The sequence below is a fragment of the Enterococcus hermanniensis genome, from assembly GCF_001885945.1.
Lineage (GTDB): Bacteria > Bacillota > Bacilli > Lactobacillales > Enterococcaceae > Enterococcus_A > Enterococcus_A hermanniensis.
In genome coordinates this window covers 68,727-88,882 of record NZ_JXKQ01000007.1, presented here as the reverse complement: position 1 = coordinate 88,882, position 20,156 = coordinate 68,727, and the positions used below count along the sequence as shown (strand labels likewise).

At 36.1% G+C, this 20,156-nt stretch carries 20 protein-coding genes; 16 read left to right on the top strand and 4 right to left on the bottom strand.

Annotation, left to right across the window (positions count from 1 at the left end; all coding sequences use genetic code 11):
* The first annotated feature begins 31 nt into the window (after nucleotides 1-31).
* From RV04_RS09230 to RV04_RS09220, 3 genes are all read left to right on the top strand, one after another.
* A complete protein-coding gene (locus RV04_RS09230; RefSeq protein ID WP_071858173.1) occupies nucleotides 32-469 on the top strand; it encodes a universal stress protein in 438 nt (145 codons plus the stop codon).
* Nucleotides 470-560: 91 nt separating this feature from the next.
* Nucleotides 561-1,292: a CPBP family intramembrane glutamic endopeptidase gene (locus RV04_RS09225; RefSeq protein ID WP_071858172.1), complete on the top strand. Its 732-nt coding sequence runs from the start codon at nucleotides 561-563 to the stop codon at nucleotides 1,290-1,292.
* A 33-nt stretch (nucleotides 1,293-1,325) separates the two neighbouring features.
* Nucleotides 1,326-2,012 (top strand): CPBP family intramembrane glutamic endopeptidase, encoded by a 687-nt coding sequence (locus RV04_RS09220; RefSeq protein ID WP_071858171.1) that lies wholly within the window; start codon nucleotides 1,326-1,328, stop codon nucleotides 2,010-2,012.
* Nucleotides 2,013-2,054: 42 nt separating this feature from the next.
* Here RV04_RS09220 and RV04_RS09215 read toward each other — a convergent pair whose 3' ends face one another.
* Nucleotides 2,055-2,363, bottom strand: a complete 309-nt coding sequence (locus tag RV04_RS09215; RefSeq protein WP_071858170.1) for a DUF960 family protein — start codon at nucleotides 2,361-2,363, stop codon at nucleotides 2,055-2,057.
* Nucleotides 2,364-2,520: 157 nt separating this feature from the next.
* Between RV04_RS09215 and RV04_RS09210 the strand changes: the two genes are divergently transcribed.
* The 3 genes from RV04_RS09210 (at nucleotide 2,521) to ade (ending at nucleotide 5,717) form a co-directional block, all read left to right on the top strand.
* Nucleotides 2,521-3,411 (top strand): diacylglycerol/lipid kinase family protein, encoded by an 891-nt coding sequence (locus tag RV04_RS09210; RefSeq protein ID WP_071858169.1) that lies wholly within the window; start codon nucleotides 2,521-2,523, stop codon nucleotides 3,409-3,411.
* 17 nt (nucleotides 3,412-3,428) lie between these two features.
* Nucleotides 3,429-3,836, top strand: a complete 408-nt coding sequence (locus RV04_RS09205) for a pyridoxamine 5'-phosphate oxidase family protein (RefSeq protein WP_071858168.1) — start codon at nucleotides 3,429-3,431, stop codon at nucleotides 3,834-3,836.
* Nucleotides 3,837-3,977: 141 nt separating this feature from the next.
* Nucleotides 3,978-5,717, top strand: coding sequence for an adenine deaminase (gene ade, locus RV04_RS09200; RefSeq protein WP_071858167.1), 1,740 nt, complete (start codon nucleotides 3,978-3,980; stop codon nucleotides 5,715-5,717).
* A 370-nt stretch (nucleotides 5,718-6,087) separates the two neighbouring features.
* Here the strand turns inward: ade and RV04_RS09195 are convergent, their stop codons facing one another.
* The gene (locus RV04_RS09195) at nucleotides 6,088-7,806 is read right to left on the bottom strand and encodes a Na/Pi cotransporter family protein (protein WP_071858166.1); all 1,719 of its coding nucleotides are present in this window, start codon (nucleotides 7,804-7,806) and stop codon (nucleotides 6,088-6,090) included.
* Nucleotides 7,807-8,028: 222 nt separating this feature from the next.
* Between RV04_RS09195 and gad the strand changes: the two genes are divergently transcribed.
* From gad to RV04_RS09155, 8 genes are all read left to right on the top strand, one after another.
* Nucleotides 8,029-9,429 (top strand): glutamate decarboxylase, encoded by a 1,401-nt coding sequence (gene gad / locus RV04_RS09190; protein WP_071858165.1) that lies wholly within the window; start codon nucleotides 8,029-8,031, stop codon nucleotides 9,427-9,429.
* 265 nt (nucleotides 9,430-9,694) lie between these two features.
* Nucleotides 9,695-11,614 carry a BglG family transcription antiterminator gene (locus RV04_RS09185; protein WP_071858164.1) on the top strand — a complete coding sequence of 640 codons (1,920 nt, stop codon included), beginning with the start codon at nucleotides 9,695-9,697 and terminating at the stop codon, nucleotides 11,612-11,614.
* A gap of 5 nt (nucleotides 11,615-11,619) precedes the next feature.
* Nucleotides 11,620-11,946: a PTS lactose/cellobiose transporter subunit IIA gene (locus RV04_RS09180; protein ID WP_071858163.1), complete on the top strand. Its 327-nt coding sequence runs from the start codon at nucleotides 11,620-11,622 to the stop codon at nucleotides 11,944-11,946.
* Nucleotides 11,947-11,974: 28 nt separating this feature from the next.
* On the top strand, nucleotides 11,975-12,310 hold the full coding sequence (locus RV04_RS09175; RefSeq protein ID WP_071858162.1) for a PTS sugar transporter subunit IIB: 336 nt from the start codon (nucleotides 11,975-11,977) through the stop codon (nucleotides 12,308-12,310).
* A 19-nt stretch (nucleotides 12,311-12,329) separates the two neighbouring features.
* The gene (locus tag RV04_RS09170) at nucleotides 12,330-13,679 is read left to right on the top strand and encodes a PTS sugar transporter subunit IIC (protein WP_071858161.1); all 1,350 of its coding nucleotides are present in this window, start codon (nucleotides 12,330-12,332) and stop codon (nucleotides 13,677-13,679) included.
* A gap of 96 nt (nucleotides 13,680-13,775) precedes the next feature.
* The gene (locus RV04_RS09165) at nucleotides 13,776-14,858 is read left to right on the top strand and encodes a M24 family metallopeptidase (protein WP_071858160.1); all 1,083 of its coding nucleotides are present in this window, start codon (nucleotides 13,776-13,778) and stop codon (nucleotides 14,856-14,858) included.
* Complete coding sequence (locus RV04_RS09160) at nucleotides 14,842-15,888, top strand: M42 family metallopeptidase (protein WP_071858159.1); 1,047 nt, start codon at nucleotides 14,842-14,844, stop codon at nucleotides 15,886-15,888. The genes RV04_RS09165 and RV04_RS09160 overlap by 17 nt, the downstream gene beginning before the upstream one ends.
* Nucleotides 15,875-17,059 (top strand): MalY/PatB family protein, encoded by a 1,185-nt coding sequence (locus RV04_RS09155; protein WP_071858158.1) that lies wholly within the window; start codon nucleotides 15,875-15,877, stop codon nucleotides 17,057-17,059. Before RV04_RS09160 ends, RV04_RS09155 begins: the two co-directional genes overlap by 14 nt.
* 28 nt (nucleotides 17,060-17,087) lie before the next feature.
* Here the strand turns inward: RV04_RS09155 and RV04_RS09150 are convergent, their stop codons facing one another.
* On the bottom strand, nucleotides 17,088-17,267 hold the full coding sequence (locus tag RV04_RS09150) for a hypothetical protein (protein WP_071858157.1): 180 nt from the start codon (nucleotides 17,265-17,267) through the stop codon (nucleotides 17,088-17,090).
* Between the two features lie 169 nt (nucleotides 17,268-17,436).
* On the opposite strand from RV04_RS09150, the gene RV04_RS09145 reads away from it, so the two are divergent.
* Together RV04_RS09145 and RV04_RS09140 are read left to right on the top strand one after the other, a co-directional pair.
* Complete coding sequence (locus RV04_RS09145) at nucleotides 17,437-17,625, top strand: CsbD family protein (protein WP_071858156.1); 189 nt, start codon at nucleotides 17,437-17,439, stop codon at nucleotides 17,623-17,625.
* Nucleotides 17,626-17,753: 128 nt separating this feature from the next.
* Complete coding sequence (locus RV04_RS09140; RefSeq protein ID WP_071858155.1) at nucleotides 17,754-18,353, top strand: short chain dehydrogenase; 600 nt, start codon at nucleotides 17,754-17,756, stop codon at nucleotides 18,351-18,353.
* A 94-nt stretch (nucleotides 18,354-18,447) separates the two neighbouring features.
* On the opposite strand, the gene RV04_RS09135 is transcribed toward RV04_RS09140, so the two are convergent.
* A complete protein-coding gene (locus RV04_RS09135; protein ID WP_071858154.1) occupies nucleotides 18,448-19,845 on the bottom strand; it encodes a hypothetical protein in 1,398 nt (465 codons plus the stop codon).
* Nucleotides 19,846-20,156 lie beyond the last annotated feature (311 nt).

Below are 20,156 nucleotides of genomic sequence, written 5' to 3'. Positions count from 1 at the left end.
ATAAACTAGGGCTGAGAAAGGGGCGGTGAAAATGGTTGATGAATATAAAAATATTTTGGTTGCTGTCGATGGTTCAGCACAATCTAAGAAAGCATTTGATGAAGCGATCAACATAGCGAAACGAAATAAAGGAACTTTGGTATTAGCAACAGTAATTGATACCACTAGTTTTAGTGGCACGACAGGTGGAAATTCGATCCCTTTAATGCAAGAGGTTCACGAAAAAGCTCAAAATATTATTAATGAGTTAGAGCATCATCGTGTAGCAGAAGAACATGAAGTTCATTTATCTTCGCATATTATTGCGGGAAATCCTAAACGAGAACTTATCGAGCTAGCTGAAAAGTTGGATACAGATTTAATTGTGATGGGCGCAACCGGTTTAGGGGCTTTGTCCTTATTATTAGTCGGTTCAACGACTGCTTATGTAGTGAATCAAGCACCTTGCAATGTAATGGTCGTCAAATAAATCGCTTTAAGCGAGCATATAAATTGGAAATCTATAGTTGATTAGTGTGCTCTTTGACAGCCATTCATTATACAAGTAAGGAAGTGAAAAATTGAAACGATCACGTATTTTTTTCTGTTTGATACTTATTGTTCTATCTGTTTTTTTATTGACGCTTAGTCAAATAATCGTCAATCTTATTTTTATTACTGTGCCAAAAGAACATAGTGTGGTATTTACGCCAATCATAACAGAATTATTGGCACTTTTATTGATCGGACTTTGCAATCATTTGTTTTTTAAAGTTTCTATTCCTTGGAAAAATTGGCCGAAAGGACGGCAGTGGGCAGGTTTGGTACCTATTATTGTGGTATTGCTTGGAGATTCAACATTAAATCCACATTTTTCATTTGGTTTTCTAGCAATTAGCACAGCTATTTTGGCAGGCTTAAGTGTTGGACTTTTCGAAGAATATATTTTTCGCGGTCTTCTAATCGGTTTTCTAAAAAAGTATTTTCATAGTAGTAATCGAACTATGATTTTGTTTAGTGGAATCACCTTTGGCCTGCTCCACTTATCCAATGCCATTGGTGGTAATGGCTATCTGACTATTCTACAAGTAGCGATGGCTACCGGAATCGGCTTCTTTTTTTCAACACTCTATTTAATGTTTAACAGTTTGTGGTTACCTATCATTGGCCACGCAATCGTAGATGCATTTGATCAATTGGCTTTTCAATCTCTTGAGAATACAACTGGTACAGCGCTTGGCACTTCGCTGCTCTACCTCGTCTTTTTTAGTTGTCTCAGTGGTTATTTGTATCATAAATATTTAACTGCTTAATAATTTACACCATGTTTGTAAGGAGAGATTCGCATGTCTGAAATAAAAATTAGTAAAACCAAATCACTGATCGCTATTTTAATACCGATAGTCGAACTTTTAATCGGTGATTTAATCACACCGCATATTGCCGGTCAATGGGGCAAAGTACTATTCACTGTTGTTTTATTTTTTGTTGGTTTTTGCGTGGCGATTTATTTATATTATGATGTTTTAAAAAAGGACGGCCAGATTTTTAAACAACATTTATGGCGAAATTTATTGCTTGCTGTTTTAGGCGTTCTTTTTTCATATATTATTTTGGCCTTGGTAAGACAAGGATTAAGTCTCTTACAAGTTAGTTCACCGGATCCTGAAACCAGTTTGTTAAGTATTCAAACGGCTTCATTGGGATTAGTCGGTAGCTTGACTGCCTTGATGGCTCCTTTTAGTGAAGAGATTATTTTTCGGCATGTTTTGTTCTACCAATGGCGAAACCGAGGAATAGTCACATGGTTGATGTTTATTCTTTCCTCTGTTTTGTTCGGGTTGGCTCATTGGAATAATTTTGATGGACAATTGATCCAAATGATTCCATACATGTTTATAGGGGCTTGGTTTGCTCTAATTTATTACTTTTCTAAAAATATCTGGCAAAATATTATGACTCATTTTTTCTTTGATTGTTTACAATTTCTCGCTGCAATTATCGTCTTGATTGTTTCTTTCTTTCAAGGGTAAATAAAAAACACGAAAATCTTAAAGTAGATTTTCGTGTTTTTTTTATTGAAGACTCATCCACAATTCAGAACCTTTATCGTAAACATATAGAATGCTTGGGAAAGAAATATCTTCATAGGCTTCTATGTAAGGGGCAGTAATATTATCGGAGAAATATGGATCAGCTTGTGAGTAGACGACACTTAATGTTCGTTCCATCTTATTTTTAAAAAAATGGAAGCGTTGTGGCGAAGTTAATGGCGTACCTTTTTGAGGCCGCATGAAAATCATATGCCAAATTTCTTGCTGCATCTGTTCTGGAACAATCTCAAAAGGAACCTCACTAAAACGTTTTTTATTTGGTTCAAACATAAAAAAACCTCCTATCAATTTTATATAATAGCATTTTCTCTATAGAAGAAAAGAATTAACGATCAATTTTGTCACAATTAGTTCGTTTAAAAGGCTTTTTATAGACAAAAATGATATGGTAAAAGTAAGAAAATTTTTAATGAAGAAGGCGATGAAGATGCGGTTTGGTATTTTTTTCAATCCTAACGCAGGAGATGGAAATGCGGAAGAATTAGCCAAAAAAATGCAAGAAAAATTTGAAAAAAAAGGGTATCAAGCAGATTTTTTAACTGCACCAGATCCCGAAAAAGCAATAAAAAAAGTTAAGGAAGCTGTCGACGAGTATGATGGGATTGTTTCGATTGGTGGGGACGGCTCCTTAAATATCGTTGGGACAGCATTTGTTCAAGCGGGTAAAGCAATTCCTTTAGGGATTATTCCTGGAGGAACGATCAATAATTTTGCGCGACGCTGGCACAGCCCATTAGATGAAGAAGAAGCGATGGATGTGATTATCGATGGTCATCAACGTAATGTTGGGATTGCGGCTTGCCAGGATCGAGAAAAAGCTATTATCAGTTCATTTACTTTTGGAACCTTTGCAGATATTTCTAATGAGGTTCGCCAAAGTGAAAAGCAAAAATTAGGCTTAATTGTGTATCCGTTAAAAGCCTTAAAACAGCTCGGAAAAAAACGTTCTTATCCAGTAGAAGTACAAGCTAACAATTATCAGGAAAAATTAAAAGTATGGTTTTCTCTAGCAACAACGACACATTCAATTGGTGGCAGACCGTATATTGATACAGATTATGATAAATTACATGTTAGTATCTTGCATAATATGCGTTTTAGAAAATTGGTACAATTAGTTCGTTTGATTTTTACCGGGCGTGTGAAAGATTCTGATTCATTAACCTATTTAGAGACGGACTTTCTTACTTTGAAACCTTTAACAGATAAAAAAATCTATTCTAGAATCGATGGAGATAAAGGACCAGCATTACCATTAACGGTGGAATTTTTGGCAGATTTTGTGCCGCTATATGTACCCAATAAACAAAATCAATAGGAAATGGGGTCAAAAGAATGGATAAGAAGATGGAGACGTTATTAGCCACTGCTGACACGTATACATTAGTTACCATTGATAGCCGTGGATTTCCTCATACAATCGCTGTCTCACCGCCACTTGAAAGAAATGGATTCTATTATTTCAAATTTTATATTAATGGAGAAGGAAAAACGGCAGAAAACATTCGTATGAATCGATCAGGGAGTCTTTTTTGTTTCGATAAAGAAAAACATGAAAGTATCGCCCTAAAAGGATATTTTTTTATTGAAGAATTGGTTGAGTACAAATTGCTCGCTGCAAAATTGAATGATTTTCAAAAGCAATTAAATTATGAACATCCGGTGATTGCGATCTTTGAAACACTGAGTCTCAAACATTATGAAAATATGCATGCGGAGATTTTAGATGTTCCTGAAAAATAAAAAATAGCCTCCTTCTTTTTTAGAAGGAGGCTATTTTACTATATTTATAGCAAAATTTATTTTTTTATTTAAGTAAATTCGCTAGAGATTCTTGAAATGAAACTGTATAATAGAAAAAATATTTAAGAAGGAGCGAGGATAGTGGAGAAAACGGATTTAAAGAAATTGATTGATACTGCAGCAGGTAGAGAGCCAGCCGATTTGGTATTAAAAAATGCACAGTTGATCGATGTTTATCAAGCAGAAATCATCAAAGGAGATGTAGCCATTGTAAATGGTAAAATCGCTGGTATAGGAGAAGGATATCGTGGAAAAGAATCGATCGATTTAAAAGGTAAATTCGTAGCTCCAGGATTTATTGATCCTCATATACATGTAGAATCGTCTTATGTTACACCGGAAGAATTTGGACGGTTATTGATGCCTCATGGGACCACGACAGTATTGGCAGATCCCCATGAAATCGTTAATGTATTAGGGCTAAAAGGCTTAGATTATATGATTGAAGCGGCGAAAGAAACGCCAATGGATATTCGTTATATGATGCCTTCATGTGTTCCCGCGACTGACATGGAAAATGCCGGTGCTGTTGTAGAAGCTGCCGATATGATCTCGACATTTGAAAAAAATCAAGTCGATGGTTTAGCTGAATTTATGAACTACCCCGGTGTTATCCAAGCACAGGATTCAGTTTTAGATAAGCTATTAGCAGCCAAAGATCGTGGATTACGCATTGATGGCCATTCCCCAATGGTTTTTGAAAAAGATTTAAACGCGTATGCAGCAGCAGGTGTAGCAAATGATCATGAATGTTCGACGGTCCAAGAACTAAAAGATCGTATTGCTCGCGGGATGTATGTCTTTTTAAGAGAAGGGTCGGTTACTCAAAATTTACGTGAGTTGCTGAAAGGTGTGACCGAAAATAATTATCAACGTTGTGTTTTATCGGCAGATGATCTGCAAGCAAAATCAATCTTAGAAATCGGACACTTAGATAATAGTATTAGAATTTGTATTGAAGAAGGACTTTCACCTATTCGAGCGATTCAAATGGCCACAATCAACGCTGCACAATGTTGTCAACTAAATGATCGTGGCGCGATTGCTCCGGGGTTACGGGCAGATTTGGTCATTTTTTCTGATCTTGATAAGATCGAAATCGAAGAAACCTATATTTCAGGCAGACAAGTGGCTAAAGCAGGAAAATCACTTGTACCTGTTCATCGTGTTTCTACTGCAAATGTTCAATCAAGTGTGCACATCGATAAGTTTGTTGCCGCTCAGTTAGCCTTAGAACTGACTAGCGATAAGGCACGGGCCATCGAAGTCATTCCACAAGAAGCATTGACCAACGAAGCGATTGTCTCGATTCAACGAGATGAAAAAAATCAATTTATCTTTGATCCAAAACAAGATCTAACAAAAATCGCAGTGATCGAACGCCATCATAATACAGGGAATGTTTTTGTCGGTTTATTGAAAGATTATGGATTAAAAGATGGTGCTATTGGGTTATCGATTGCTCACGATTCACATAATTTAATCGTGACTGGAACAAATGATGCTGACATGACTGCCGCAATTAATGCATTAAAAGAACAAGACGGTGGTGTCGTGATCATTCAGTCAGGAAAAGTTGTCGGTCGAATGGCGTTACCGATCGCAGGACTTATGAGTGACCTCACGGGAGAAGAAGTCGCAAAGCAAGAAGCAGAAATCAACCGTTTAGCCCACCAAGTCTTAGGCGTATCAGAAAAAGTAGATCCTATTATGACACTAGGCTTCATGTCATTGGCTGTTATCCCCAATTTGAAGATCACAGATATCGGATTAGTCGATGTCACAAAATTTGAAATTGTCCCAGTATCAGTGGAAGAATAAGAAAAAAAACCTTCAGCCCAACTATTGGGGCTGAAGGTTTTTTTTAAGATAAGGATTATACTATTAATAAGTATTCTTATTTAAAGTGAAGTTTGATACAATTTAAGAAAGCGTTTTCTTTTCATTGGCATTCAAACATAAAAAAAAGCGCCGAAACAGCGCCACTTGAAAAGTTGATTACGGACTAAGCCTTATTTTAACTCGCTATGTTGAATTAAATGCTTCTGAAAGTAAGGTCACATCGATCAAAGTTTAGCAATATTTCGGAGCTATATTTTTATAGTTTTGGTAATAAAAAGAACCGCTTCCTGAAATTAAAGGAAGCGGTTCTTTTTATTTCACGTATTGATTGTTATGAAAGCTTTAGCTATCAATCGGCATTGTATTGAAAATTTGTTGTGTCGTATTTGAAATTGTATTTATTGCCTAAAAAATATTTAGCGACATGCAGTGTACGATCGCTGGTTCGTTCGAGATTGGAGCTGATATCGATCAATAGTACACCATCGGATGTTCGGCCTTCACCTGTAGTCATCAAAGTAATATATTTTTTTCGTAGCAGTTCGACTAATTGATTGATGTCTTCTTCTCGCTCTAGTATTTTTTGTGCTAGGTTGATATCGTCATTTTCTAAAACTTGTAAGGCGTCATAGATATTTTTCTGGACCTTTGTAAACAGTGTCTCTAGATCCTTATCTTGCAATAAAAGACTTGCTCGAATAGACGGCTTTTTTATTTTTGCTTTTCGATCTTTGGCTCGTTGTTTTTCTTCTAAGGCAATTGATTCTTCAATGTAGCGAATAATATTGATTGAATGATCACCGATCCGCTCAAAATCTTTTGTAAATTCGAGTAGCATCGCTTGTTCTTGGCTTTCTAAGGGTGTTAATTTAGCAGACGAAATTTTGACCAGATAATCGGTCAGTTCAATATCATATTGATTGATGGCTTCTTCGTATTGAAAAACATCATCGCGCCATTCATCTTTAGTACTATTATAATAGTGCTGCGCAGATTTTATAGATGAGAGGGCGTAGTTTCCCATTTGGATCAATTCATTTTTTACTTGCTCAATGGCCATAACAGAGGATGTATCGATGATTGATTCGCTCAAAGAAATGGAGCGGATATTCAGACTTTTTTCATTACCAGGAACAATTTTTTTAACGAGTTGTTCAATTTGTGGAATAAACCAAAACTGTATTGCCAAATTTGAGAGATTGAATAGGCCATGAGCAACAGCAATTTGCATGGCTGGATTGAGATCAAATACTTGAGTGAATAGCATGACCAGTTGGGTAAAGGGACTTAACAATAAAGTAAAAATGATTGCACCAATCAAATTAAAAATCACGTGAGAAGCAGCAGTCCGTTTTGCAGAAATGCTTGCGCCTAAACAAGCGATGACCGCGGTAATAGTTGTACCGATATTATCACCAAATAGAATAGGTAAAGCCGCTGTCAACGTGACGCTTCCTTGCATGTAAAGCTGCTGCAAAATCCCAATTGTGGCACTAGAACTTTGAAGAACCATCGTTAGCAAAGTACCAATACCAACGCCTAGAATCGGATGATGTGAAACGCTGATCATGAGTTGATTGAACTGAGGGAGATCTTTTAATGGATCCATGGCAGTCCCCATTAGTTGTAATCCGTAAAAAAGAGCGCCAAAACCAAATAAAATTTGTCCAATCGAATGCAGAGTAGAGCGTTTGGCGAAAAAGAGTAAAATTGCTCCGAATCCAATGATTGGTAACGAATAGGTAGTTAAATTAAATCCGATAATAAATGCAGTAACAGTCGTACCGACATTTGCACCCATAATTACACCGATCGCTTGACGTAAAGTCATAAAGCCGGCACTAACTAATCCTACAGCGAGTACGGTCGTTCCAGAACTACTTTGAATCAATCCAGTCACAATGATTCCAGCAACTACTGCTCGAAAAGGAGTTGACGTAAAGCGATTTAAAATTTCTTTTAAGCGATTGCCTGCGGCTTTTTGTAATCCGTCTCCGAGGTATTTGATTCCAAAAAGAAAAATTCCTAATCCACCTAAAAAGGTAAAGAGCATTTCTTGATAAGACATGATCTATCCTCCGCTAAATTTTTTACGTACTAGTATCAAAATAATGGATGCAAAGACAAAAAGAAAGGGCTTCTGAATAAAAAATAGCTATTTTTATTTAAAATAAAATAGCGATTTGAACTATTATGATTGTTTTAAAAGGACATCTTTTGTATTTTTCTAATCTTTCGGATAATCTAAGAATATAGGTAAAAAAGTATGTACGATTGAGGAGCGATGGTTATGCTTTACGGAAAGAAAAACAAACGAGAAGCAAAATATTTAGAACCAATTTTTGGGTCAAAAGATGAAGATGAGATTTTACCTTCCTATCATTTAGCCAAGCAATCGGTGGAACCACGAATTGCGTATCAAATGATCAAGGATGATTTATTAGATGAAGGAAATTCACGTCTAAACTTAGCGACTTTTTGCCAAACGTACATGGAACCAGAAGCAATAACTTTAATGAGTGAAACACTGGAAAAAAATATGATCGATAAGTCTGAATACCCACGGACCGCTGAAATGGAAAATAGATGCGTCAATATAATTGCGGATCTATGGCACGCTAGAGAAGCAGAAAAATATATTGGCACATCGACGATTGGTTCTTCGGAAGCCTGTATGCTTGGTGGGATGGCGATGAAGTTTACTTGGCGTAAACGAGCAGAAAAACTAGGTGTAGATATCCAAGCCAAAAAACCAAATTTAATTATTTCTTCTGGTTATCAGGTATGTTGGGAAAAATTCTGTGTGTACTGGGATATTGAATTGCGAGAAATCCCAATGACGGAAGACCATTTATCTTTAGACGTAGAAAAAGCAATCGAAGCTGTAGATGAATATACCATTGGAATTGTTGGGATATTAGGGATTACTTATACCGGTCAATACGACGATATCAAGCGTTTAGATCAATTGGTCGAAAAATACAACCAGCAGACAGAGCATAAAGTATCGATCCATGTTGATGCTGCTTCAGGTGGTTTGTATGCACCATTTGTTGAACCAGAATTAGTCTGGGATTTTCAATTAAAAAATGTTATCTCAATCAATACATCGGGACATAAATATGGACTTGTTTATCCTGGCGTAGGGTGGGTTGTTTGGCGAGACGAAAATTATTTGCCCAAAGAATTAGTTTTCAATGTTAGCTATTTAGGCGGAGAAATGCCAACAATGGCGATCAATTTCTCTCACAGTGCTTCACAAATGATCGGTCAATATTATAATTTTGTTCGTTTTGGGTTTGAAGGATTTCAAAGTATTCACCAACGAACTCATGATGTCGCGATCTATTTAGCCAAAGAAATCGAGGCCTCTCGTCATTTTGAATTGATCAACGATGGCAATCAATTACCACTGGTCTGTTATAAACTAAAAAACGAACAAGATCAGAAGTGGACACTGTATGATCTTTCAGATCGCTTACTAATGAAAGGTTGGCAAGTTCCGTCATATCCACTACCCAAAAATTTGGATAAACAAGTGATTCAACGAATCGTTGTCCGGAGTGATTTTGGAATGAATATGGCCCATGACTTTATTGAAGACTTAAAAGCTGCAATTAAAGAATTAGAGAATAGTCATTTAGTTTTCCATGAAGAAGCAGAAATCAAAAATTATGGATTTACTCATTAATTAAAAATAGTTAGTGATCATTGTCCGTGTTATAAGGATAAGTAACCAAAAAGATAATTTTATTAGTTAGTTTATTTTAAATCCTGTAAAACAAAAATAATAAAAAAAATTTTAAGTCCTTCATAGGAAGGACTTATTTTTTTATGGTTTAATTATATGCATAGTCTAAATATTCAGTCTATTTTTGCAATTTTATTTTGAAAAAGTTGCTATTTTAAGTAAAGGGCTTACATTGTATAGTTCTATATGTAAGCGGGAGGTAGTTATGAGACAAGAAAAAATTGTTGAGTACTTATATGCAAAGAAGCAAGCGATTGCTCCCAAGGCATTAGCCGCTGAGTTTCAGATATCAGAGCGTACACTTGCAAATGATATTAAATGGTTAAAAGAGATTGGACCTACGAATGGTTTCACGATTGAAAGAATCCGTTCTAAAGGGCATCAATTGATTATTTCGGAACAAACAAAATTTAGTGCTTACTTGAGTCAATCATTAAAAGAGGATTACATCGATCATTCGAATCCACAAGAACGAGTGAAGAATATCGAACTTTTATTATTACTTCATGAGAAATATATCACAATGCAGCAAATTGCTGAATGGTTGGATGTGAGTCTGTCAACTATTAAATTGGATATGAAACAAGTAGAACAATTTTGTGAGAAATATGAGTTGAATCTTCACAGCAAGGCTCATTATGGATTAAAAATTATTGGAACGGAAAGTAAAAAAAGACGTGCGATCCTATATTTGATTCGTAACACATTGCACACCCCCGTATTGACGGAGAAATACAAAGAATTCAACTTTGTATTTGACGAAGATGAACTAAGAAATTTTGTACAAGATCAGTTACGAAAAAATCAAATGAAGGTCAGTGATATCGTTTTTGAAAATATTGTTCAACATATTCGTTTATTAAGTTTCCGAATCATGCAGAACAATACGATCAGTAAAGAAGAAGAGGTAACAGTCAAAGTTAACTATGATTCTCTAACCGAACAAGTAATCGCTTATTTAGAAAATCATTATACGCTTGTTTTTTCTTCGGCTGAAAAAAACTACTTAGAGGAGCAATTACACGGGAAATTAACGGTGTTAAATGATCCTGTAAGCAATAACCAGTTGAAACAGGCAATCGAAAAAGCAATGGAACATGTTGATCGTAAATACCATACTCATTTTCAAGAAGATCAGGAATTAGCGAATGCCTTATTGATGCATGTTGCTCCATTATTGCAACGGTTGTATACCGGTCATCAATTAGAAAATCCGCTGATTGACGATATTTATACGCAATATGCCAATGTTTTTAACGTTTCAATGGTTTTTATCAATGAATTGAATAAAGATCTTGATGTCGAAATCAGTAAAGATGAGATTGGATATGTAGCGATTTATTTTGCCGCTAGTTTAGAAAAACAATCAAATCAACTGATCAATGATTACAAAAAAATAGCGGTTATCTGTTCAACCGGTGGTGGCACTTCTTATCTACTAAAAGTCAATTTGGAACGATTATTCAGCAATGCAAAAGTCGAGACATTTGCATTGAATGAAATCGACCAAGTCGATCAAGGATTTGATTTGATGATCTCTACGGTTCCGCTGAATGAAGCGCAATTCGGTATCCCGGTTATTTATACCAAAACAATTTTGAACCAAGCAGAGATGACAAAAATCGAAAAAGACTTACATCTATTACGAGAATCTCAAAATAAAACGTTAGATGTACACCAATTTATTCTCAACTTATTTAATCCAACGTGTTTTCACATCATTGACCAAGCAAAGGATTATTTAAAAATTTTAGCACAAGAAGCTGATCGTATGGAGCAAAATGGATGGGCTGCACCAGGGTTTAAAGAGAGTGTCTTGATCCGAGAAAAGTTGATCGATACGATCTACCAACAAGGTGTCGCAGGTCCCCATCCGATGGAACAAGCTGCTATCAATGAAGCCATCGATGTAGTCATTTTGAAGAAACCGTTGTTGTATCACGAAAAAGAAGTAAAAATTATCTTTTTAATCAATATCCAAAAAGATCATTTAAATCTCCATAAAGAAATAAGTCGTTTGATGATCAAAATGATGGATGATCCATCATTAGATAATCAACTAGCAAAAATAACAAACTTTGAAGAATTTCTAGCTTATATGAAAAGCTTAATGAAAGAAGGATAATTATTATGAATAATCAAGAAATGGATATTTTTAAAATCATCTCAGCCGCAGGAGATTCACGCGGCTCCGCATTTGAAGCATTACGTTTAGCAAGAAAAGGAAAATTCACCGAGGCAGAAGCTAAAATGCAAGAAGCCAAAGAAAAAAGTATCGATGCTCACGATGTGCAAACGAAATTGATCACTAGTGAAATCAATGGGGACAAAACCGAAACCAGTTTATTAATGGTTCATGCACAGGATCACTTGATGACCAGCATCTTGGCACGTGATTTGATCGAAGAAATGATCGGGATGTTAAAAGAACAAAGTACAGCAGCAGCTTTACAATAAGATAAATAAATTTTAGGAGGAAATAAAAATGAAAACGTTATTAGTATGTGCAGGTGGTTTCTCAACAACAATGATGATGGAATCGATGAAGAAAGTAGTGAAAGAATCAAAAAGCTTGGATGAAAATGACTACCCGATGGAAGCAATCGGAGTTGATAAATTAGATCGATACATCAACGATTACGATGTAATTTTAGTAGGACCACAATTAAGCCACAAATATGATTTTATTAAAGCGGAAGCCGATAAAATCAACAAACCAACGGTGCTTTTAACGTCAGATATTTATGGATCAATGGATGGTGCAACAGTTATGAAACAAGCGTTGGTAGCATATCGTAAAAATTTAGCACACCAAAGCTAATAGAAAAGGAGGAGTTATAATGGAAAATCCACAAAAGCAAAGTACTTTTGATAAAGTCGAAGGATTTATTCGTAAAACATTGGTTCCAGTTGCAAATAAAGTAGATAGCAATCCGTACTTGACCTCAATCAAAAAAGGGATGGTCGTAATGACCCCCGTCTTATTATTAGGTTCGATTGCCGCTATTTTCCCTTCGATTCCAGAATTTATTAAAACGCAAGGGGTTGCCAATTGGTTTGAGACGTATGGATATATTTTTAGTATTATTTCTAAAGTTTCATTGGGTCTGGTTGGGTTGTACGCGGTATTAGCCATCTCATATTTCTTGAGTGAGCATTATAAATTGTATACTGTCGGTTCGATGATGTTATCGGCGATCGCTTTCTTGATCGTATCAATGGATGTTGATGAAAATGGGAATATTATTGCCTCTTATTTAGATTCAAAGGGATTATTTACTGCCATATTTATAGCCATTATTTCTGTAAAAATTTATCAGTTCTTTACGAAGCATAAATTAGTTATCAAGATGCCAGAAGGTGTCCCAGATTTTGTTTCTAGTTCGTTTGAACTGATCACACCAACTGCCGCTATCGGAGTATTGTTTATCATTATTCGTGCAGTAACAGATAGTCTATCAGGTGGGGTATTATTACCACAAGTTATCATGGATGTTTTAGCACCAGCGATTGGTGGCTTAGATTCATTATGGGTGATTTACTTTGTCTTAGTTTTACGTTTGGTATTCTGGTTCTTTGGAATCCATTCAGCGGTATTATCACCGATCCTTTCACCAATTGCCGTACAGTACTTATCAGAAAACATTGCTGCACATGAAGCCGGACAACCGTTGCAACACGTAATCACAGGCGGAACATTGTCAGCTTTTGCTAATTTCTCTGGTTCAGGGGTAACGATTGGTTTAGTCTTAGCTATGTTGATCAGTCGCTCTTCACGTTATCGAAAAGTCGGAGCAGTCGGGCTATTACCATCACTTTTTGGAATCAATGAGCCTATCCTCTTTGGGGTACCGATCATTTTGAATCCAGTCTTGATGATTCCATTTATTTTTGGTGGTGCTTTTGTTGGAATGATTCCAATGATTTGCATGAAATTAGGCTTCTTGAATTATCCAATGTTTGATCCACCTTATGTTCCAGTCTTTATGGAAGGGTTCTTAACTGGTTTTGACTGGCGTTCAATTATTATTCAAATTGTACAAGTTGGTTTGTCATTTGGATTGTATCTGCCATTCTTCAAAGTTTTAGAAAAACAAGAATTAGAACGTGAAGCATTAAAAGAAGCGGAAGACGCATATTCTGTCATTTCAGATGACGACGAACAATATTTAGCAGATATTGATTTCTAGCCAAAAAGGGACAGTTTAAACTGTCCCTTTTATGTTTAATTGCGCATTTATAATCGAAACGCCAGCTAAGTATTATGAAGAGAAAAGAGGTAAAAAATGCACTTAGAAAAACTACGAGAGCAATTAGTGAAACTAGGATTGGATGGTTTGTTGATCACAGATAAAGTCAATCGACGCTACCTTTGTGGTTTTACCGGATCAAATGGGCTTTTACTAGTTAGCTTGGATCAATTATATCTATTTGTTGATGGACGATATATCCAGCAAGCACAACAACAAACCAGTGGGGTAACCATTTGCGAAATCCCAATTGGGGAGCGTGTCGAAAAAATCCTTCGCCCCTATATTAAAGGTGCAACAATTGGTTTTGAGGAAGAAACAATCACCTACCAAGTCTTTAAACGTTACCAACAATTATTAACTGCGGAAAATGGGAAATTGATTGCTACGCAAAACTTGGTCGAAAAATTACGAATGATCAAATCACCAGAAGAAATTCAAGCAATCAAACAAGCTGCGGATATTGCTGATCGAACATTAGCAGCTGTTTTACCGCTTATCCGTGTGGGAATGACAGAATTAGAAGTAGCCAATGAAATTGATTACCAAAGTAAAAAATTAGGTAGCGAGGGTCCGGCATTTGAAACGATCGTTGCCTCAGGTTCACGGACAGCCTTGCCTCATGCACATGCGAGTCAGAAAAAAATTCGAGCTAATGAATTGATCATGATTGATTTTGGAGCTATTTATCAAGGCTACTATTCTGATATTACTCGGACTTTTGCTTTTGGAGAAGTTGACGAGTATATCAAGACAACCTATCAACAAGTTTTAGCTGCTCAAAAACAAGCTATTCAAGCGGTTAGTTTGGATAAATCTTTGGGGGACATCGATCAATGTGCTCGCCAACAATTAGACAAATATCATTTAGCTAAGTACTTTAGTCATAACCTAGGACATGGGCTAGGCCTTTCTTGTCATGAGTATCCTTCTTTGATGCCACATGAAGCGATCAGAATTCAAAAAAATATGACGTTTACTATTGAACCAGGTGTTTATTTAGCAGAAGCTGATTTTGGTATTCGAATTGAAGACGACCTTTTAGTTGTTGAGAGTGGCCATGCTGAAAGTATGACTAAGTTTACAAAGGAGTGGATGACAATTGACTGCAACAGATAACTTATTGATGCAATTATCTAACTTAGATGCATTACCAGGACAGGAAGAACAAGTCCAAAAGGCACTACAAGAAACAATTGAAGGCCCCGTAGAAAAGGATGCTTTTGGAAATCTATATTTTGGTGACTTAAAAACTAAAAAGAAAAAAATTGCCTTATACGCTCATATGGATGAAGTTGGTTTTTTTGTTCATCGGATCACTGAAGATGGCTTCGTTTATTTTTATCCCATTGGTGGTTGGTGGGGACATGTGATTTTAGGCCAACAAGTGCGCGTAACTTGCCGAAAGAATGGTCAGATCTTAGAAGGTATCGTCGGTACATTACCAAAAAGCAATCATAAAATGTCTGAGGTAGTTCCCATCAATGAGATGTATATTGATTTTGGCGTCCACTCTAAAACGGAACTAGAAGACGCGGGACTTCAAATCGGTGATATGATCTTACCGAATACGCAAGCTAAAAAAAGTTTCAATGGTAAAAAAATTATTGGAAAAGCTCTTGATGATCGGGTTGCTTGTACCGTAATGGCTCAAGTAAAAAAACACTTGGACACAAAAAAAATCGAAGTAGTCGGTGTCGGAACGGTTCAAGAAGAGGCTGGAACTCGAGGATCAAAAGTAGCGGCAGTGAAAGCAGATGCAGACATCAACATCGTTATCGATGTAGCTAATGGTAAAGATACACCCAAAGCAGCGGAGTATCAAAATCGGATTCAAGGCAATGGTCCCGGCTTAGTATTAGCAGATAAAACAGCTTTGGGAAATATAAAATTATTAGACTACTGTAAAGAAATAGCAGAAAAAAATAACATAAAATGGCAATATGATTTACTTGGCGGTGGCGGAACAGATGCCGGATCCGTCCAATTATTTGCTGGAAAACCTACATTAGTTTTTTGTGTACCGACACGTTACTGTCATTCATGGAATTCAATCGTCGAAATATCCGATATAGAAGCAACAATTGATTTATTAGTAGCCGTCATCCAATCGTTAGACAAAGGAGGGATCGATCTTGAGCAATTTTAGGGAGCAACGATCACGGTATGGAACGTATTCAACGCAATGGGATTATGTTCAAGATCGTTTTGGTGAAAAAGATTTATTGCCTTTTTCAATTTCCGATACCGATTTTATGATTCCTGATGGAACGATTGATGTCTTAAGTCAAGCTGTTGAACGAGGCTTTTTTGGTTATACGCGTTGGAATCACATGGATTATAAACAAAGTATTAGTAGTTGGTTTCAGCAAGAGTTCGATTGTGAGATCGATCCTGAATGGTGTGTCTATTCGCCAAGTGTTATCTATAGTTTATCTGTTTGTATCCAGTTATTGAGCCAAGAAGGAGATAAAATTCTCACATTCACACCATGTTACGATGCTTTTTATCATTGTGTGGGTGGAAATAAAAGGGAACTTTTGCCTTTTTCACTCACTAATCAAGAAGAATATTTTTCTATTGATTTTGCAGCCTTAGAAAAAGTTTTAAAATCAGAAAAACCAACAATATTATTATTATGTAACCCTCATAATCCGACCGGCCGTGTCTTTACAAAAAATGAATTAAATCAAATAATCGACTTGTGTAATCAATCCCACGTTGCAATTATTAGTGATGAAATCCATATGGATGTTAGGAGACCTGATCAAAAACATTTGCCGATCTTGTCATTTTTAAAACGTCTAGCAGTTCCAACAGTATTGCTGTCATCCGCATCTAAAACCTTTAATTCGCCAGGATTAGGTGGTTCTTACGGCATCTTTTCTGATGAGAGTTTACGCGAACAATTTTTAGCTATTTTAAAAGGTCGGGATGGCTTGTCATCTATTCCTTATCCCGCGTTGTTGGCAACGATTGATTGTTACCGAAATCAAAAAGGTTGGCTAGAAGAATTAAATCAAACAATTGATGATAATTTTGCCAGGTTAAAAGAAATAATCGAACCTGATACTCGTATTCAATTTAAGATTCCAGAAGCAACTTATCTAGGCTGGATCAATATTGAACAGCTCCCACATTCAATGGAAGCAGTACAAAAAGTGTTGATTCAACAAGAAAAGGTTGCAATCATGAAAGGTGAGACTTATGGAATCGAAGGCAAAAATTATCTACGTTTTAATCTAGGCGCACCAAAAGAAAAAATAATGGATGGCGCCCAAAGACTAATGCGAGCGATTCAGTATTTGGATAAACAATAAAAAGCAGCGAAGTGGTCAATAAAAAGACCTACTTCTCTGCTTTTTCATTCCATTTTTTAGGACTCCAAATATTGCCTTCTAAAGCGATTTGAAGACTTTCATTATCGTCTTCTAACTGCTCGATATATTTAACCGCTTCGTCAATAATAAATTGATTTTTTTCATCTGAGATCTTGGCTAATTGTTCTGCTAACCATGTATTTCTCATTGTTATCACCTCACTATGAGTGTAGCATAGAAGTTTGCTGCCTTAGGAATGTGATGCTTGAGAGACAATGTACAATTTTATAAGCAGATTTTTCGCCTTAAAATTTTGCTAGTAGTATACTTATTTTAGCAAGAAGTTTTGCTTATTTTATCCAACAGGAGGATTTATTATGACAAATAAAGATGAATTAAAAGGTAAAGTAAACGAAGCAAAAGGGAAAGCAACGGATGATAATTCAACAGAATTGAAAGGTAAAATCCAACAAGGCTTTGGAAAAGCAAAAGATAAAGCCCAAGATGCTGCAGATGATGTTGCTGGTAAATTCAATAAAAAAATCGACAAAGAAAAAGAAGATTAATTAGTCGGCCTGCTTATTGCAGGCCTTTTTCATTGTTTTTTAGCTATCGGAGAAAACCACGTTTCTTAATGATGAAAGGAACGTGATTTTTGATTATAATGAAGAAAACCAATTTTAGGAGTGAACGTATGCGTATTTTAGTAGTTGGAGGAAAAGGTACAATCGGGCAAGTAATCGTAGGAAAATTAGAAAAAAAGCACGAGGTTATTATTGCCGGCCGAACGAGTGGTGACGTTCAAGTAGATTTAACAGAAGTAGCAAGTATTGAACGAATGTTTAAAAAAGTAGGGCATGTAGATGCGATCGTTAATGCTTCGGGTGCAGCTAAATTCCAAACGATCGAGGCGATGACTCCAGAAGATAATCTCGTAGCTGTCCAAAGTAAATTATTAGGACAAATCAATTTAGTCTTGATTGGTCAACACTATTTGCTCCATGATGGAAGTATCACGTTAACTACAGGAATCATGAAAGACGATCCAATTCCTGGCGGTGCTTCTGCAGCGATGGCCAATGGTGGTGTTGCAGCCTTTGTAAAATCAGCAGCAATTGATTTTACCCAAGGAATTCGGATAAATTGTGTCAGTCCGAACGTTTTAGAAGAATCATACGATGCTTATCAAGAGTCATTCAAGGGATTTGTTCCTGTTCCCGCAGAGCGTGTAGCGATGGCGTATGTCAAAAGCATTGAAGGAAAGCAGACAGGTCAAGAATATAAAGTTTATTAAAGTTGTTTAGAAATACATGTCTGTACTAAATTGTTTCAATCAAAAAAACCAAGGAGTCCCTAGATAAGAGGACGCTTGGTTTTTTTAGTAATCATTATTTGGTTTTAGAACTTTTTCTCAAAAATAATGTTAACGCAGCTCCTGTGAAGAATAGCCCGATTAATAACATCAAAGGATTCGTTTTTTGATCATTTGTTGCAGGATATTCCTTATGAACACTATTTGAGTCCGAATTTATAGAATCATTTGAAATAGAATCATTCGACGTTGAAACGTTCGGAGTATTTTTGTCAGTTAATGTATCGCTAGAAGAACTGTTTTTGTGACTTGAACCTGATATAGTGGAAGAACTTTCACTGGTAGAGCTATCAGAAGGAGTCCCCGTATCTTCAGTACTTGATGTAGTGGAAGAACTTTCACTAGTAGAGCTATCAGAAGGAGTCTCTGTATTATCAGTACTTGATGTAGTGGAAGAACTTTCACTGGTAGAGCTATCAGAAGAAGATCCTGTTTCATCAGTACTAGAAGAACTTTCTTCAGGTGGTACCGGAATGTAATAGTAATTTAAATCAATAGCACTCATACTTTCTTCAAGGGTTCGTTGATTAAAGTATGCAATGGCCTCGGCTACAGTTTCAATCCCATTAGATTGAGCGATAATTTGTTCAAAATTAGCACTTTCAGCTTGTCCTTCAAGGTTGCGAAAAGATATGGTTGATTGTTTTAAATCAAGTTGATAGCCAGTATAGCTTTCTGGTAAAGGCAATTCAGGTGTATTTCCAATTTTTAATTCTTTGACCACTGGAGGAATAGTTAAAAGTCCATCACTTGCTTCAGTAGTGACTGTTTGAATGATAGGATCTAATGCTTGATAGTAATAATGAATTTCACCCGTTTGATTTGCCTCGATGGTTTGCTTGTTGAAATAATTAATTACTGCTTCTGCGGTGTCAAAGCCTGGTGAAGCATTGATAATGTCTTGAAAGGAGACAGTTGGCTCGGACTCTGTCCCTTGTGTAAAAGAAATAGTCGATTTTTCTAAGTTTAATTCATAACCAGAATAAGTTTCTGGGGGTAAAAAATTCCAAGTATTACCAACCGAGGGGTATTGAATATTAGGTTCTACGGCTAATGCACCATCGCTAAACTCATAGGAAACCGTCTGTTTAGGGAGTGCTTGATAATAATAATGCAACGTACCTGTTTGATTTTCTTGTACTGTTTGAGTGTTAAAATATGCAATGACAGCTTCGACCGTTTCAAAGTCAGGGCTACTGATCAATGCTTGAAGTGGAAGAGATTCGGATTGCTCTCCTTGCGTAAATGTAATCGTCGATTGTTCTAAGTTTAATTCATAACCTGGATAAGTTTCTGGTGTAGGAAAATTCCAGTTGTTACCTGCGGATAGATATTGAATATCAGGATCTATTGTTAAACCATTGTCGCTAAACGTACTATCGGTAGTTTGAATGCTAGGATCTACCGCATTCACATGGGTAGAACTTAAATTAAAAACAAATATTGAGCATATTAAGACCGTGATAGTGGTAATTATATTAAATTTTTTCTATTGCATAGCTAAAGCTCCTTTCAACCAAAATAGACTATTATAGAATAACTATATAAAAAATGTAAAAGCCTAGATACTATTTGAATTATTTAATGAATATGATTGTACTATCGTGTTTTTTTATAATCTGTAAAGCTAGTGGTAGAGTTCATTACCCTATCAAAAATAAAAATTCTGCGTCATTTTCATTTTTTTAATCGATAACTAAAAATTTGATTGGAAAAAGTAGTTGC